The sequence below is a fragment of the Phaeobacter sp. CAU 1743 genome (assembly GCF_039839315.1).
GTDB classification, from domain to species: Bacteria; Pseudomonadota; Alphaproteobacteria; order Rhodobacterales; family Rhodobacteraceae; genus Phycobacter; species Phycobacter gallaeciensis_A.
Genome location: NZ_JBDOQR010000005.1, coordinates 106,070 through 122,301 on the forward strand (window position 1 = coordinate 106,070; position 16,232 = coordinate 122,301).

A 16,232-nucleotide genomic window follows, 5' to 3' on the forward strand; every position below is an offset into this window, starting at 1 on the left:
TCCTTATTTGCGTGGGCGGGCAGTTCTAAGTATTCAGTATAAAGGTTAATTAACTGTGTGGGCGTTCGGATGACGATCAGCGGGGCCGGAACATCGGGGTTCGCAGCCACCGGATCCTCGAACGCAGGCGAGTAGGAAACAGGCATGAGCGACAAGATCTTCCTGGGCGGCGGCAGCGAGGGTTATGGCATCCCGCAGGAGATGGCCCTGAAATACGCCAACCGGCACGGGCTGATCGCGGGCGCCACTGGCACTGGCAAGACCGTGACGCTGCAGATCCTGGCCGAGAGTTTTTCCAACGCAGGCGTTCCCGTCATCCTGGCCGATGTCAAAGGCGACCTTTCGGGCCTCGCCAAAAGCGGAACGGTGAGCCACAAGCTGCACGAGGCCTTTACCAGCCGGGCGCAGACCATCGGATTTGACACCTATCACTATCACGCCTGCCCGGTGACCTTCTGGGACCTTTATGGCCAGCAGGGCCACCCGGTGCGAACCACCGTGGCCGAAATGGGGCCCTTGCTGCTATCGCGTCTGCTGGAGCTCAGCGAAGCACAGGAAGGCATTCTGAACATCGCCTTCCGCCTTGCGGATGAAGAAGGTTTGCCGCTGCTGGATCTGAAGGACCTTCAGGCGCTGCTGGTCTGGACGGGGGAGAACCGGGCCGATCTGTCCTTGCGCTATGGCAATGTCTCGACCGCCTCGATCGGGGCCATTCAGCGGCGGCTGCTGGTGCTGGAAAATCAGGGCGGCGGGCAATTCTTTGGCGAACCGGCGCTGGAGCTCTCGGACCTGATGCGCTGCGATGCAGAGGGGCGCGGCATGATCAACATTCTGGCCGCGGACAAGCTGATGGCAGCACCGGGGCTGTACGCGACCTTCCTGTTGTGGCTGCTGAGCGAACTCTTCGAGGAGCTGCCAGAGGTGGGCGATCCCGACAAACCCCGGCTGGTGTTCTTCTTTGATGAGGCGCACCTGCTGTTCGACGATGCCCCCAAGGCGCTGATCGACAAGGTGGAGCAGGTGGCGCGCCTCATCCGGTCCAAGGGCGTCGGGATCTATTTCATCACCCAGAACCCGGCGGATGTGCCCGAGGATATCCTTGGTCAGCTCGGCAACCGGATCCAGCACGCCCTGCGCGCCTTCACCGCGCGGGATCGCAAGAACCTGAAACTGGCGGCTGAAACCTACCGCGAGAACCCGCGCTTTTCGACCGAGGATGCAATTCGCGAGGTTGGCGTCGGGGAGGCGGTGACATCCATGCTGCAAAAGAAGGGCGTGCCCGGCGTGGTGGAACGTACCCTGATCCGGCCGCCCTCGTCCCAATTGGGGCCGATCACCGATGTGGAGCGCAAGGCGGCTCTGCAAGCGTCGGGAATGGCGGGGAAATATGACCAGACGCTGGATCGGCATTCGGCCTATGAAATCCTGGCGCAGCGGGCAGCTCAGGCGGCCACCGAAGCCGAGGTGGCCGAGGAGCAGGCTGAAGCCGCGCCAGAGCCGATGGCGCGAGAGTTCAACGCCGCGCGGCGCTATTCGGGCAGCCGTGTCAGCCGGTCAACTTCGCGCAGCTATGGCAGGCCCAAGGATACCTTTGGTTCGGCCCTCTCCGAAGCAGTGATCAAAGAGTTGAAAGGCACCACCGGTCGCCGCATCGTGCGCGGGATCCTGGGCGGGTTGTTCAAAGGGCGCTGACCCGGCTGGCTCCTTTACCAATAGAAAACGCCGCCCCGGATCTTCGGGGCGGCGCTTTTTGTTTTCAGGCTTATTTCTCAGGTATCAATCCGCGTGGACTGAACCTCAGCACCAGCAGCAGGATCAGCCCCATGGTGAAGAGCCGCATGTGCGATGCGCTTTCCATCAGGTGGTCCTTCAGCCAGCTACCATCCGCCATACCGGCGGTGACCAGCTTGATCAGCTCGATACCCATCGGCTCAACCTTGATCCAGAAGAACCAGATCAGCATACCACCCAGCACGGCGCCAAAGTTGTTGCCGGAGCCGCCAACGATCACCATCACCCAGATCAGGAAGGTAAAGCGCAGCGGGTTATAGGTGCCTGGCGTAAGCTGACTGTCGAGCGTCGTCATCATCGCGCCGGCGATGCCGCAGATGGCCGAGCCAAGTACAAAGATCTGCAAGTGACGGCGGGTGACGTCCTTACCCATGGCTTCGGCTGCGACCTCGTTGTCGCGGATCGCGCGCATCATCCGGCCCCACGGGCTTTTGAGCGCCATCTGAGCCATCCACAAAAGCGCCAGCAGCACCACGGTGAAGAGCACGGAATAGCCCAGCTTCACAAAGATGGTGGAGCCTTCGACCGCATCCAGACCCCAGCTCGCCGCGCGCTCAACAAAGGCGGGATCGTTCTGCAGATCCACCTCGTAAGGCACCGGGCGGGGCAGGCCGACGACGTTTTTTACGCCGCGCGACAGCCAGTCTTCGTTCTTCAGGACCGCGATGATGATTTCCGCAATGCCCAGCGTGGCAATCGCCAGATAGTCAGAGCGCAGACCCAGCGCCGTCTTGCCGATCAACCAGGCTGCCCCGGCGGCCAGCAGACCACCTGCGGGCCAGGCCAGCAGCACCGGCAGGCCAAGACCACCGATGTTACCTTCCAGCGCGGGATTGATCGCCTCGACCGCCTCGACCGAGGGGTCAAACAGCGCGCGGTAGACGAAGAAACCGACGACCAGCACCGCCAGCAGGGTCAGGGTGCGGGCAATGCCCGGCGCCATGAACCGGTAGACGGCAACCGCGCCAACCACTGTCAGCGCGCCCATCACCAGCGCCATCAGGATGCCCATGCCACCAGCAGTGAAGGCGCCCGGTGTGGGCGCGGTAGAGACCAGAACCACGGCCAGACCGCCAAGCGCGGTAAAGCCCATGATGCCGACGTTGAACAGGCCGGCAAAGCCCCATTGCAGGTTCACCCCCAGCGCCATGATGGCCGAGATCAGCCCCATGTTCAGGATCACCAGCGCCGAGTTCCACGAGCCGGAGAAGACGTTGAGGAAGGTGGTAGAGCCTTCCAGCAGGATCAGAACGCCGACAAAGACGAACAGCAGCGTGTGTTTCACTGTATCGCTCATACCGATTTTCCTTTGAAGATGCCCGTGGGTTTGAACAACAGGACGATGATCAGGATCGCGAAGGAAACCGCGAATTTGTAATCCGTGCTGAGAAGCTGCATCAGCCCGTCAGGCGCTATGCTTTCCGGCAGCACGTAGGTTGCGACCTTTTTCCAGGCATAGGTGATCGTCACCTCGGAAAAGGCGATGATGAAGCCACCTGCGATAGCCCCGATCGGGCTGCCCAGACCACCGACGATGGCAGAGGCAAAGATCGGCAGCAGCAGCTGGAAATAGGTGAAGGGTTTGAACGACTTATCAAGGCCATAAAGAACCCCGGCAATGGTCGCCAGCGTTGCCACGATCAGCCAAGTGTACATCACCACCCGCTCGGGGTTGATGCCCGACAGCAGCGCCAGATCCTCGTTATCGGAATAGGCGCGCATGCTTTTGCCGGTTCGTGTCTTGTTGAGGAACCAGAACAGCAGCGCCACGACGATCACGGCGGTGATCACGGTGATGCCCTGGCTGGTCTTGATGGCGAGCCCCTCATCCAGACCGGTCATCTTCTTGAAGGCGCGCGCCTTGATGATGAAACGCTCCCCATCGGCGAACCGCTGATCGCCGGGGCCAATGATGAAGCGGACGATGCCATTCATCATGAACATGACACCAAGCGAGACCATGACGAAGACCACCGGTTTCGCCTTCTGCTCCCGATAGAAGCGGTAGACGGTGCGGTCGGTGACCAGCATCAGCCCCATGGTCAGCACGATACCAAAGGGCAGCGCGAGCAGTGCGGTGGGCAGCGGGCCAAAGCTGATGCCCATCGACTGGAACCACCAGGTGAACAGGATCGTCACCATGGTCCCGAATGCCATGGTGTCACCATGTGCAAAGTTCGAGAACCGCAAGACGGAGTAGACCAGCGTCACCCCGAGCGCGCCGATGGCAAGCTGGCTGCCATAGGCGATGGCGGGCACGCCAACGAAGTTTGTAAAGGCCACAAGGGCGTTCAGGAGTTCCATTACGACACCACCGTTTCACAGGTTCCCAACACTGAGACCGAAAGTCCCATGAGTTGTCCCGTTACCGTGTTCATTTCGATTGATACGTGGCTGGAGTAGACGAACGTAAGATCATCAAACAACGTCAGAGAGCTAGTGCCCTGACCAACCGTCGGTTGCCCGTAGGCCCGGAGTACGGCCCCGTCCGCCGGAGCAAGTGGAAGCAATTGGAATTCACTTTCGGCAGCTTTCAGGACCACCAAGCCACCGCTTTGGCGAATTGAATAAGCAACCGGCTTTTCCGTGCAGGGCGTGGTCGAAACGCAGGCGTGGCTAGAGATGCAGCTCCATTGACGATCATCTGCGGCGGCTGACAATGGCCCCACGAACAGTAGCGCAACAAGTGGCACTCCAAACGTCATTTTGGGCAAGGGATGATTTAGTCTCATGCCTCAGCCCCCCAAAAACGACTTACGCACTTCGGGATCGGCCAGCAGTTCCTGACCGGTGCCCGTATAGGCGTTGCGACCCTGGACCAGGACATAACCTTTGTCCGCGATCTCAAGGGCTTGTTTGGCGTTCTGTTCCACCATCAGGATCGGCAGCCCGGTGCGGGCGACCTCGATGATGCGGTCGAACAGCTCGTCCATGACGATGGGCGACACGCCCGCAGTGGGCTCGTCCAGCATCAGAACCTTGGGCTGGGTCATCAGCGCGCGGCCCACGGCCACTTGCTGACGCTGACCACCTGACAGCTCGCCTGCCGGTTGGTTGCGCTTTTCCTTCAGGATCGGGAACAGGTGATAGACCTGCTCCATCGTGTCGCTGAAATCATCGGTACGGATGAAGGCGCCCATTTCCAGGTTTTCCTCCACCGTCATCGAGGTGAAGATATTGCTGGTCTGGGGCACGAACCCCATCCCCTTGACCACGCGGTCCTGCGGCGAAAGCTGGGTGATATCCTCACCATCCAGACGCACCGCGCCGGAACGTACGTTCAGCATGCCGAACACGGCCTTCATCGCGGTGGATTTGCCGGCACCGTTGGGACCGACGATCACGGCGATCTCTCCGGGGTTCACGGCGATGGTGCAGTCATGCAGGATGTCCGGCCCCTTGCCGTAGCCGCCGGTCATGCAATCGCCGATCAGGAAGGGGCTGTCGCCCTCGACCTTGGTTGTGGGGCCGCTCTTGCGGTGGGCAGGCTGCATCGTGCCCGCGCCATGGGTGTTGGTGATCGTGGAATCCTTGTTGCCACGATCGTCCTGATACGGGTTGCCGCTCATGCGTCTGCCCCTATTTTGTCTTTGTTTTTCAGACCGGTGCCCAGGTAAGCTTCGATCACCTGTTCGTTGGCCTTGATCTCGTCCAACGTACCTTCGGCAAGTTTCTTGCCCTCGGCCATGCAGATCACCGGATCGCAGAGGCGGCCGATGAACTCCATGTCGTGTTCGATCACGACGAAGGTATAGCCGCGTTCCTCATTCAGGCGCTTGATCGCATCGGCGATGGTGTAAAGCAGGGTCCGGTTCACGCCGGCGCCGACCTCGTCGAGGAAGACGATCTTGGCATCCACCATCATGGTGCGCCCCAGTTCCAGCAGTTTCTTCTGACCGCCGGACACTTCGCCCGCCTTCAGATCGGCGATATGGCTGATCGTCAGGAACTCCAGCACCTCGTCCGCCTTAGCACGCAGGGCGCGTTCCTCGTTGGCGATGCGCTTGCGTCCGAACCAGGTGTTCCACAGGCTCTCACCCGACTGGCTGCCCGGAACCATCATCAGGTTCTCGCGGCAGGTCATCGAGGAAAACTCATGCGCGATCTGGAAAGTGCGCAGCAATCCCTTATGGAACAGCTCATGTGGGGGCAGGCCGGTGATGTCCTCACCATCCATGGTGACCCGCCCGGAGGTGGGTTCAAGAACACCCGCAATCACGTTGAAAAGAGTGGTTTTTCCCGCGCCATTTGGCCCGATCAAACCGGTTATGGAGCCCTTTGCGATTTCAAGCGAAGCGCCATCAACCGCGTGGAACCCGCCGAAGTGCTTGTGCAAGTCCTCGACGACGATCATGTCATTTCATCCCCTAACTGCTTGTTTTTTGCAGTCTTTAAATTTGGAACAGCCCGGACGATGCCGGGCTGATCTCTCGTTTGCGTTATCCTGTTCAGGATTAACGGAATTTCACGGTGGTGTTTGCACCGTCCTTGACTTCGATCTCACGGTAGGAGCCTGCGCTCTCACCGGGGCCGATCAGCTCAACGCCGGTCGCACCCTGGAAGTCGACGTCGCCGCCAGCGGCCAGGATTTCCAGTGCCTTGCCCAGTTCACCGGGGTTGATCGGCTCACCGGGAGCGTTAGCAACTTCCATGATCTTGGGACCGTATTCAGCCGGATCGGTGGAGCCTGCAGCCTGCATGGCCAGCAGGAACAGCGCCGCTGCGTCATAGGATTCCGGTGCATAGGCCGATGTGCCGTCAAAGCCTTCCGCCTTGGCCATTTCGGCAAAGACTTCCGCGCCTTTGGAGTCGGAACCGGCGATCTGGCCAAAGGAGCCATCAAGGTCGGAACCCAGGTTCTTGGGCAGGCTGTCACCGATCATGCCACCGGGCAGACCGAAGGTGTCATAGGCGCCGCTGTCCAGCGCCGACTGGATGATGCCCAGGCCGCCTTGGTCCAGATACCCGGCAACCACCAGGATGTCGCCGCCGGCAGAAGCCAGCGAGGCAACCTCGGCGGAATAGTCGCCTTTCCCGTCTTCGTGGGCTGCCACGATGGTGACTTCACCGCCAACCTTTTCAAACGAGGTCTTGATCGCGTCCGCCAGACCCTTGCCGTAGTCGTTGTTGGTGTACGTCAGGGCGATCGAGCTGATGTCACGCTCCTGCAGGATCTCGGCCATCACTTCGCCTTCACGGGCGTCGGAGGGCGAGGTGCGGAAGAACAGGTCGTTGTCTTCCATGGTGGTCAGCCCGGGCGAGGTCGCCGAAGGGGAGATCATCACCATACCGTTCGGAATCGCAACGTTCTGCAGGATCGCGCCGGTCACGCCCGAGCAGTCACCGCCGATGATGCCGTTGACGCCTTCAGCGACCAGTTTTTCACCGTTGGCAACAGCCAGACCGTTGTCGATGCAGCCGGTATCTGCGCGTACAGAGGTCACCGAAGCGCCGTCCAGCAGTTTGCCGGATGCGGTGGCTTCTGCCATTGCCATTTCGGCGCCGGCACCCATGGCTGCGGTCAGCGATTCAATCGGGCCGGTAAAGCCAAGCAGAACGCCCAGTTTCACTTCCTTGGCGTGGCCACCAGCAAATGCGGTGCCCGCGGTCAGTGCAACGGCCGTTGTGGCCAGCAGTAGTTTTTTCATTTGAAAACTCCCTTGTTGGAACAAATCTGTTCACATTGGACCCTAGGCAAGGCGTTTGAAAAAAGAAAGTCCATTTGGACCTCGCTTCGCACTCGGCTTGCTTTGGGGCCGATTCCTCCATCATCAGGCATGGTTTTTATCTATAAACCCGACTGGGACGTGCCTTTACAGCGTTCCTCCGCAAAGGAAAAGAACACAATCACGCGACTGCGTTGCCAAAATTGGCCGCCAAATGCTCTCCGTGAGAGTGATCCGGGATCGGCCGATCAGGGCCACGTGCAACGACGCATTCAGCGCGGGGCGGCCTGTGTCGATTTACTGCCGCGTTCACGATAAGGTGTGGTGTCATAATGCGCTCGGTAGCATTTCGAAAAATGCGAAGGTGAGGCAAAGCCACAGGCCAGCGCCACGTTGATGACACTCATGTCGGTCTGCATCAGCAGATTACGCGCCTTCTGCAGACGGAGCTCCATATAATACCGCTTGGGGCTGCGGTTCAGATAGCGGCGAAACAGTCGCTCCAGCTGGCGCGTCGACATGCCGACATCCTGGGCCAGGATCGATGGGCTGATCGGCTCTTCGATATTGCTTTCCATCATCTGGATGACCATCGACAGTTTCGGATGGCGCACGCCGATCCGGGTCGGGATCGAAAGGCGCTGGGTGTCCTGATCGGTCCGGATCGACGAATAGATCAGCTGATCGGCCACCGCATTGGCCAGTTCTTCACCGTGGTCATTGGCAATGAGTTTCAGCATCAAATCAATCGAAGAGGTCCCGCCAGCCGTCGACAGCCGGTTACCATCGATGACGAACACCGACTTTGTCAGCTCAACCTCTTCAAACTCCTCGGAGAAACTATCCGCATTCTCCCAGTGAATGGTTGCGCGTTTTCCGTCCAGAAGCCCGGCCTTGGCCAGTGCGTAGGATGCTGTACACAGCCCGCCCACCTTCAATCCCTTGCGGGCCTCGCGCCGCAGCCAGGACAGCAGCTTCTTGCTTGTGGCGCCCTGAACATCGATCCCAGCGCACAAAAGGATGGTGTCATCGCGCTGCAGTTCGCTGAGGTCACCATCAAGCTGAAAGGTGGTCCCGGCTGAGCAGGTAACCGTCTCTCCGCCTTCTGCGAGCAGCGACCATGAATAAAGTTCGCGCCCACTCATCCGATTGGCAATGCGCAAACATTCAACGGCTGAGGCAAAGGAAAGCATGGAGAACCGTTCGAGCAATACAAAAACGAACCGTTTGGTCGGACCGACGGATTCGGAAAGTTCAACTCGTTTACGTTGGTTCTGCATGGTGCGGGCCCCTGACTGTTGTGGATAATGCGCAGAGAGTCGGGCTCGTTCTGGCTGTCTTTGACCGTGCTCACAGGAATGCCGCCGGGTCAAGATGTTCAAATTCTGAACTGGCCAGTGGCCACGGGGTTTTGTATACGTGGGGCCCGAAAATACCCAAAGACCTCTTGAGCGGAGAAAAGCTATGAGTGAGTGGCAAAAATCGACCTGGCGCCAGAAACCGCGGGTTCAGATGCCCGACTATACCGACGCGGCGGCCCTTGCGGCCGTCGAGGCGCAGCTTTCCAAGTATCCGCCGCTGGTTTTTGCGGGCGAAGCACGGCGTCTGAAACAGCACCTGGCAGCCGCCGGGCGCGGCGAGGCCTTCCTGCTTCAGGGTGGCGATTGCGCCGAAAGCTTTGAACAGTTCAGCGCCGATGCAATCCGTGACACCTTCAAGGTGATGCTGCAGATGGCGATGGTTCTGACCTATGGCGCCAAGGTGCCGGTGGTGAAGGTGGGCCGGATGGCCGGGCAATTCGCCAAACCGCGCAGCGCCCCGACCGAAGTGGTGGATGGTGTTGAGCTGCCCAGCTACCGCGGTGATATCATCAACGATCTGGCCTTCAACGAGGCCTCGCGGGTGCCGGATCCGAACCGGATGCTGCAGGCCTATACTCAGGCGGCTGCAACGCTTAACCTGCTGCGCGCGTTTTCGACCGGCGGTTACGCGGATGTGAACCAGGTGCACGCCTGGACGCTCGGTTTCACCGAAAGCGAGAAGGCAGAGACCTATCGCGAGATGGCGAACCGCATCACCGACACGCTGGATTTCATGAAAGCAGCCGGGGTCAACAACGACACCGCGCATACGCTTCAGACGGTTGAGTTCTACACCAGCCACGAAGGTCTGTTGCTGGAATATGAAGAGGCGCTGACCCGTCTTGATTCGACCTCCGGCAAATGGCTGGCCGGTTCCGGCCACATGATCTGGATCGGTGACCGCACCCGCCAGCCCGACGGCGCGCATGTGGAGTTCTGCCGCGGTGTTCTGAACCCGATCGGATTGAAATGCGGCCCGACCACCACCGCCGAGGACCTCAAGGAGTTGATGGCCAAGCTGAATCCCGAGAACGAAGAGGGCCGTCTGACGCTGATCGCCCGCTTCGGCGCCGGGAAGGCCGCGGATCATCTGCCGCGCCTTATCAAAGCGGTGAAGGAAGAGGGCGCCAATGTTACATGGGTCTGCGACCCGATGCATGGCAATACCATCAAGTCCACCAGCGGTTACAAGACCCGGCCCTTTGACAGCGTTCTGCGCGAGGTGCGCGATTTCTTCGCAGTTCACACCAGCGAGGGCACCATTCCCGGCGGCGTGCATTTCGAGATGACCGGTCAGGATGTCACCGAATGCACCGGCGGCGTACGGGCTGTCACCGATGAGAACCTCAGCGACCGCTACCATACGGCCTGTGATCCGCGCCTTAACGCCAGCCAATCGCTGGAACTGGCGTTCCTGGTAGCGGAAGAGCTGTCCACCCTGCGCGGTCAACGCGGTGGCGCCGCTGCGACAGCCGAGGCTGGCTGAAGCTAGGGACGCTTACCTTAGGGGTTGCGCGTAGGGGGCTGATAACAAAAGAAAAGCCGCTCCATTCGGGGCGGCTTTTTGCTTTGAGCTGCATGGCAGATTTGAAAACGGTGAAGCCTGGCAGAAAAGGGAACGCCCCGGGAGTTCTTCCGCGGGGCGTATTTTCCGGTGCTATGACCTTGGACCGGAATCTCGGCCGGAGTGCTCCGGCTATGTCTGTGCTTAGTCGCGGCTGACCACGAGACGCAGATGTGATCCACGTTTGGGCGCCTTTTGGCTGGCACCGCCGTCTGCGGTTTCACCCGGTTTTTCTGCATCCGGCGTGGCCTTCAGGGTGCCGCGGTCGGCAAGGGCGCGCGCCTCGTCCAGAATGGACTTTTCGGTCGTGAACCGCTCCTGTGTTTCTGCAAAGCCAGGGTTCGGCGTATTGATATCTTGCTTCTCTTCGCGCGGCTTGGCCTTGAATTCGCCATCGGTGCTGCCCTGCGAGATGGTCCGCATCTCGATCGAGGACACCGTGAACCGCTGCGATGTTCCCGTCGGGTTGCCTTCCGAGACGAAGACGCCAAGCGCGCGGCTGACATCGCCAAGATCACTGCGCAGCGGCAGCAGCAACATCCGCGCCTCACGTCGTCCCCGCAGACGCGAGGGTTCGGTTTGCAGCTCCAACTCAACAATCGCGGGGGCTTCGAACATATGCTCCAATGCGGCGCTCAGCTGTTTGCGGGCATCGGGGGTGAAGAACGCCGTGATCGGCATTCCACGCACTTCCATGCCTGCCATCTCGTTGACCTTCTGGCCCGCAAGGCGGAACCGGGCGATTCCGGGCGCCACGCGTTCGAGAATGAAGGTCTGGGACAGGATGTTTTCCAGACCACGCGGGTCAATCTGCGATCGGCTGGGAATATCGTCGCCCCGACGCAGGGCTGTCCAGTAGGCTTCTGCCTGGCGCATCGCCGACACGGGCGTGTGGCTGCGGAAGTTGTCCATCGGAACCACCTTGTCGTGACCCTTGTTCTGTCCAGAGCTTTTGCGACCGCCGAAAAACATGTCCGTGTCCTTTTGCTTGCCGGGAGAATCCCGACTGTTCGCGGCGGCAGGTTAAGCTTTCTTAAGGCTGCTTAACAATATCCGCCCAAATCCTTACTGCTTCATTAATATGACACAATATGATTCAAATTATGACTATTTCTTCAAGCAATGGTTAACGGGATCCGGATAGCCCCTCTATACCAAAGAATACGGCCTGTATCCGTTGTGCATGCGGGCCCCTTTGTGGCACTGTCGCGCGCAGAAAACGACAAAGGGCACAGCGTATGACAGTGAACAGCATGACGGGATTCGCATCCGCCCAAGGGGGCCTTGATGCGCATAGCTGGAGCTGGGAAATCCGGTCGGTCAATGCCAAGGGGCTGGACCTACGCCTGCGCATTCCAGACTGGCTGGAAGGTCTTGAACCCTTTGTCAGGTCAACACTTTCCAAATCCCTGTCGCGCGGGAATGTCTCGCTAACCCTGCGGCTGACGCGCCGGGAAGAGGGGGGCGGACCACTGCAACTGAACCCGGCGGCACTGACGTCGGTGTTGGAGGCACTGGCGCAGACCGAAGCAGCCGCGCAGGCGGCGGGAGTGGACCTGAAACCATCGTCGGCATCGGACATTCTAGCCCTGCGCGGGGTGATGGAACACGCGGTAACAGAGGACGACCCGGCGCCGCTGGTGGCCGCGCTGAAGGACGAATTCTTAACCCTTTTGGCGGGCCTCACCGAAATGCGGCGGACCGAAGGCGCCCAATTGCTTAATGTATTGAAGCGTCAACTGGACCAAGTGGAGGCCCTCAGCGCTTCGGCGGCGGCTCTGGCAGAAGAGCGCAAGCCCAGAATCGCGGAAACTCTTAAGACCAATCTTGAACGGGTTCTGGCGAATTCCGATGGCATGGACCCCGACCGTCTGGCGCAGGAACTGGCGCTGATCGCGGTCAAGGCAGACGTGACCGAGGAAATCGACCGTCTTGCCGCTCATGTGCGTGCGGCGCGTGAGCTGTTAGAGGCCGGTGGCCCGATAGGGCGCAAGCTGGATTTCCTGATGCAGGAGTTCAACCGCGAGGCCAATACCCTGTGCTCCAAGGCGCAAAGCAGCGATCTGACCGCTGTCGGGCTTGAGTTGAAGGCGATAATAGATCAGATGCGCGAGCAAGTGCAGAACATCGAATGACCCAGACTATAGAATTTGAGGAGAGCAGCTGATGGCTGATCGGCGAGGCCTATTGATCATCCTGTCGTCGCCATCCGGCGCAGGCAAATCCACTTTGGCGAAACGGCTGCGGAGCTGGGACGACAGCATCCGGTTCTCGGTCTCTGCCACCACCCGTGCCCCGCGCGAGGGAGAGGTCGACGGTCAGGATTACCACTTCAGCACGGTGGATGAATTCAAAGCTGCCGTCACCGAAGGCGAGATGCTGGAACACGCGCATGTCTTCGGCAACTTCTACGGCTCTCCCAAGGGACCGGTGCGGGCGGCGATCAACGCGGGTCAGGATGTGCTGTTTGACATCGACTGGCAGGGTGCGCAGCAGATCCGCAATTCGGACCTTGGCCAGCACACGCTGTCGACCTTCCTCTTGCCGCCCTCGATCCACGAGCTGCGCCGCCGACTGGAAAGCCGCGGTCAGGACGATGCCGACACCATCAAGCGGCGGATGGAGAAAAGCTGGGACGAAATCAGCCACTGGGGCAGCTATGACCATGTGCTGATCAACGACGATCTGGACACCACCGAGGAAGCCCTGCGCACCATCATCACCGCGACCCGTCTGCGCCGGATCCAGCAACCGCATCTGGTGGATCACGTGCGCGGTCTGCAAGCAGAGTTTGAGGAAATGTCATGACCCTTTACGCCCTTGGAACAGACAAGCCCGAGATCCACGAAGATACCTGGGTTGCCCCCGATGCCAACCTGGTCGGCAAGGTGGTGATGGAGGCCGGATCTTCGGTCTGGTTCGGCTGCACCATCCGCGCCGACCACGAAGAGATCCGCATCGGCGAAGGATCAAATGTGCAGGAGAACGTCGTCATGCATATTGACGCTGGGTTCCCATTGAGCATCGGCAAGAATTGCACCATCGGTCACAAGGTAATGCTGCATGGCTGCACCATCGGCGAAAACTCCCTGATCGGGATGGGCGCGACCGTGTTGAACGGCGCCAAGATCGGCAAGAACTGCCTGATCGGGGCAGGTGCGCTGATCACCGAGAACAAGGAAATTCCCGATGGCTCCCTGGTCATGGGCGCTCCGGGCAAGGTTGTGCGTCAGGTAGATGAGGCAACAATCGAAAAGCTGAAGTGGAGCGCGCTCCATTACCAGGACAACATGCGCCGCTTTCGTGAAGAACTGCAAAAGGTCGATTAAATGAGAAATTCCAAAGGCTCGCTGATGCGGCCCGATCCGCTTCCCCATAGTGCCAGCCACCCGGTCGTGACGCCGCTCAGCCCCTCGGTGGTTTACGCCAGCGAAACCCCTGATGCGCTGGATGACCAGTATGAAGGCCGCGTGCACGGCTATACCTATTCCCGTGAAGGACATCCGAACGCGGATGTGGTGGCCAAACGTCTGGATGCGATGGAAGGCATGTCGGGCGGGGTTGTCACCGGTTCGGGTATGGCAGCGGTTTCTGCGGTTCTGCTGGGGCTGACAAAGACCGGCGGTCACGTGATCGGCGGCAACCAGCTTTATGGCCGCTCGCTGCGCCTGATGAAGGAAGACCTGCCGCGTCTGGGGATCGAAACCAGCCTTGCCGATCCGGCGGATATTGCGGCCGTGCGTGCTGCGATCCGTCCGGAAACCAAGATGATCCTGGTCGAAACCGTGTCGAACCCGACGCTGGCGGTGGCGGATATCGACGGGCTGTCCGCCCTGTGCAAGGAAACCGGCATTCTGCTGGTGGTGGACAATACCTTTACCACGCCGCGCGGGTTTCAGCCTTTCGACCACGGCGCCGATATCGTCATCCACTCGATCACCAAACTGCTGGCCGGCCACTCCGATGTGATGCTGGGCTATGTGGTGGCACGCGATCCGGCGCTAAATGAACGGCTCAGCGTGTTTTCCGTCACCACCGGCATGACACCCAGCCCGTTTGATTGCTGGCTGGCCGAGCGCGGCATGCTGTCCTTTGAGCTGCGGTTCGAGCGCAGCCAGGCCACGGCGGCGGCGCTGGCCGATCATCTGGCCGGGATGCCGGGTGTCAAGCGCGTGATCTACCCGACGCGCAAAGATCACCCGGATCATGACCGGGCCATGGATCTGCTCAAGGGGCAGGGCTGCAATATGGTCAGCTTCGAACTCGAAGGCGGCCGGTCCGCGGCCAACGCATTTACCCGCGCGGCGGACGGGCTGAACTTTGCCCCGACGCTGGGTGATGTGGGCACCACACTGTCGCATCCGGCATCCTCGTCGCACCGGGCCCTGACGCCAGAAGAACGCGCAGGCCTCGGCCTCAGCGAAGGGTTCTTCCGGGTGTCGGTTGGTCTGGAGGACCCGGCGGCGCTACTGGCGGTGTTCTCCGAGGCGGTCGCGGCGGCAGCGGCGTCATAATAAAACCGTTACATTGGAAAGGTACACGGGCCGAACCGCCATCCAAAGGGGCCAAAGTGCCATGACGCAAGAGCTGATCGAAGGGTTTCTGGAAGCCATCCCGCTGCCTGCGGTGCTGGTAGATCAGACCGAACGCTTCATCGGTGCCAATGCGGCCGGCACCACCCTTTTGGGGCAGCAACTGAAGGGGCGGCACTTCGCCACCATCCTGCGCCAGCCCGGCGTCACCGCTGCAATCGAAGCCTGTCTGCAGGACAAATCTGCGCGCACCGCCCGACATCTGTCCAATGACGGCGCGCAGGACACCACATTCGAGGTGAGCCTGCGCTACGTCCCCGGCATCGGCGCCGTCAATGGCGGCGCCGTGCTGTTGTGTTTCACCGACGTGACCGAGCGCGAACAGGCTGGCCAGATGCGCCGCGATTTTGTCGCCAACGTCAGCCATGAATTGCGCACGCCGTTGACCGCGCTGATGGGGTTTATCGAAACCCTGCGCGGCGCCGCCCGCGACGATCCGGCGGCCCGTGATCGCTTCCTCGCGATCATGGAAGGGGAAGCCAGCCGGATGAACCGTCTGGTCGGCGATCTTCTGTCCCTTAACCGCGTCGAGAGCGCGGAGCGGGTGCGGCCAAAAGAAAAACTGGACCTTACGGCGCATCTGACATCCACCCTGAAATCCATGCAGCCGCTGGCGGAGGCCGGCAATGTCGCCCTGTCGCTTGAGGCGCCTGACGAGCCGGTGCATGTCACTGGCGATTCCGATCAGCTGCAACAGGTCTTCACCAACCTGATCGAAAACGCCATCAAATACGGTGGCGATGAGGTGCGCGTGGTGCTGACACCGATGGAGCGGGATCCGGCCCTGCGCGCTCCGGCGGCCCGCATCCAGGTGATCGACAATGGTCCGGGTATCGATCCGGTACATCTGCCACGCCTGACCGAGCGTTTCTACCGCGCCGACAGCCATCGCTCGCGCGAGCTGGGCGGTACCGGTCTGGGTCTGGCAATCGTCAAACACATTATCAACCGGCACCGGGGCCGACTGAGGGTCGAAAGCGATCTTGGGGCAGGGGCATCCTTTACAGTGATCCTGCCGCAGTAACCTTCCTGCGCCACCATCCGCTTCCGAAAAACGAAAGATAGGAACGCCCCCTTGCGGATTGCACAGGGGCGTGTGGGCGCCGTGAACCATCAGGATAAGGTTTTTGTCACAATTTCCGTCACAATCCGGCGATTGTCATATGGTTGTTACATACCTGTCACAAAAGCCACATGACCGCCCTTTAGCAGGAGGCCAAGATCATCGTGGGGGTGATCGTGAACCTTCTAACACCTC

14 protein-coding genes are annotated in these 16,232 nt (G+C 60.3%); 7 read left to right on the forward strand and 7 right to left on the reverse strand.

Going from position 1 to position 16,232, the window contains the following annotated elements; genetic code table 11:
* Window positions 1–144: 144 nt before the first annotated feature.
* Complete coding sequence (locus AAFO90_RS03565; RefSeq protein ID WP_347508530.1) at window positions 145–1,692, forward strand: helicase HerA-like domain-containing protein; 1,548 nt, start codon at window positions 145–147, stop codon at window positions 1,690–1,692.
* Window positions 1,693–1,762: 70 nt separating this feature from the next.
* Here the strand turns inward: AAFO90_RS03565 and AAFO90_RS03570 are convergent, their stop codons facing one another.
* The 6 genes from AAFO90_RS03570 to AAFO90_RS03595 form a co-directional block, all read right to left on the reverse strand.
* The gene (locus AAFO90_RS03570; protein ID WP_347508531.1) at window positions 1,763–3,088 is read right to left on the reverse strand and encodes a branched-chain amino acid ABC transporter permease; all 1,326 of its coding nucleotides are present in this window, start codon (window positions 3,086–3,088) and stop codon (window positions 1,763–1,765) included.
* Window positions 3,085–4,095, reverse strand: a complete 1,011-nt coding sequence (locus AAFO90_RS03575) for a branched-chain amino acid ABC transporter permease (RefSeq protein ID WP_347508532.1) — start codon at window positions 4,093–4,095, stop codon at window positions 3,085–3,087. Before AAFO90_RS03575 ends, AAFO90_RS03570 begins: the two co-directional genes overlap by 4 nt.
* A 431-nt stretch (window positions 4,096–4,526) precedes the next feature.
* Window positions 4,527–5,360 carry an ABC transporter ATP-binding protein gene (locus AAFO90_RS03580; protein ID WP_082995958.1) on the reverse strand — a complete coding sequence of 278 codons (834 nt, stop codon included), beginning with the start codon at window positions 5,358–5,360 and terminating at the stop codon, window positions 4,527–4,529.
* Entirely contained in the window at window positions 5,357–6,145 is a 789-nt protein-coding gene (locus tag AAFO90_RS03585) for an ABC transporter ATP-binding protein (RefSeq protein WP_065270269.1), read from the reverse strand. The genes AAFO90_RS03580 and AAFO90_RS03585 overlap by 4 nt, the downstream gene beginning before the upstream one ends.
* A gap of 100 nt (window positions 6,146–6,245) precedes the next feature.
* Window positions 6,246–7,439, reverse strand: coding sequence for an ABC transporter substrate-binding protein (locus AAFO90_RS03590; protein ID WP_347508533.1), 1,194 nt, complete (start codon window positions 7,437–7,439; stop codon window positions 6,246–6,248).
* Window positions 7,440–7,729: 290 nt separating this feature from the next.
* Window positions 7,730–8,737, reverse strand: coding sequence for a GlxA family transcriptional regulator (locus AAFO90_RS03595; RefSeq protein WP_065270271.1), 1,008 nt, complete (start codon window positions 8,735–8,737; stop codon window positions 7,730–7,732).
* Between the two features lie 184 nt (window positions 8,738–8,921).
* Here AAFO90_RS03595 and AAFO90_RS03600 point away from each other — a divergent pair, with 184 nt between their 5' ends.
* Complete coding sequence (locus AAFO90_RS03600) at window positions 8,922–10,304, forward strand: 3-deoxy-7-phosphoheptulonate synthase class II (protein WP_274828108.1); 1,383 nt, start codon at window positions 8,922–8,924, stop codon at window positions 10,302–10,304.
* A 222-nt stretch (window positions 10,305–10,526) separates the two neighbouring features.
* Here the strand turns inward: AAFO90_RS03600 and AAFO90_RS03605 are convergent, their stop codons facing one another.
* Window positions 10,527–11,354 carry a PAS domain-containing protein gene (locus AAFO90_RS03605; RefSeq protein ID WP_274832241.1) on the reverse strand — a complete coding sequence of 276 codons (828 nt, stop codon included), beginning with the start codon at window positions 11,352–11,354 and terminating at the stop codon, window positions 10,527–10,529.
* 266 nt (window positions 11,355–11,620) lie between these two features.
* Between AAFO90_RS03605 and AAFO90_RS03610 the strand changes: the two genes are divergently transcribed.
* From AAFO90_RS03610 to AAFO90_RS03630, 5 genes are all read left to right on the forward strand, one after another.
* Window positions 11,621–12,517 carry a YicC/YloC family endoribonuclease gene (locus tag AAFO90_RS03610; RefSeq protein ID WP_347508534.1) on the forward strand — a complete coding sequence of 299 codons (897 nt, stop codon included), beginning with the start codon at window positions 11,621–11,623 and terminating at the stop codon, window positions 12,515–12,517.
* 31 nt (window positions 12,518–12,548) lie between these two features.
* On the forward strand, window positions 12,549–13,190 hold the full coding sequence (gmk, locus tag AAFO90_RS03615; protein ID WP_347508535.1) for a guanylate kinase: 642 nt from the start codon (window positions 12,549–12,551) through the stop codon (window positions 13,188–13,190).
* Entirely contained in the window at window positions 13,187–13,711 is a 525-nt protein-coding gene (locus AAFO90_RS03620; RefSeq protein WP_274828112.1) for a gamma carbonic anhydrase family protein, read from the forward strand. The genes gmk and AAFO90_RS03620 overlap by 4 nt, the downstream gene beginning before the upstream one ends.
* Window positions 13,712–14,896, forward strand: coding sequence for an aminotransferase class I/II-fold pyridoxal phosphate-dependent enzyme (locus AAFO90_RS03625; protein WP_347508536.1), 1,185 nt, complete (start codon window positions 13,712–13,714; stop codon window positions 14,894–14,896). It abuts the gene before it with no gap.
* 61 nt (window positions 14,897–14,957) lie between these two features.
* Complete coding sequence (locus AAFO90_RS03630; protein WP_274832244.1) at window positions 14,958–15,998, forward strand: ATP-binding protein; 1,041 nt, start codon at window positions 14,958–14,960, stop codon at window positions 15,996–15,998.
* Window positions 15,999–16,232: the final 234 nt, after the last annotated feature.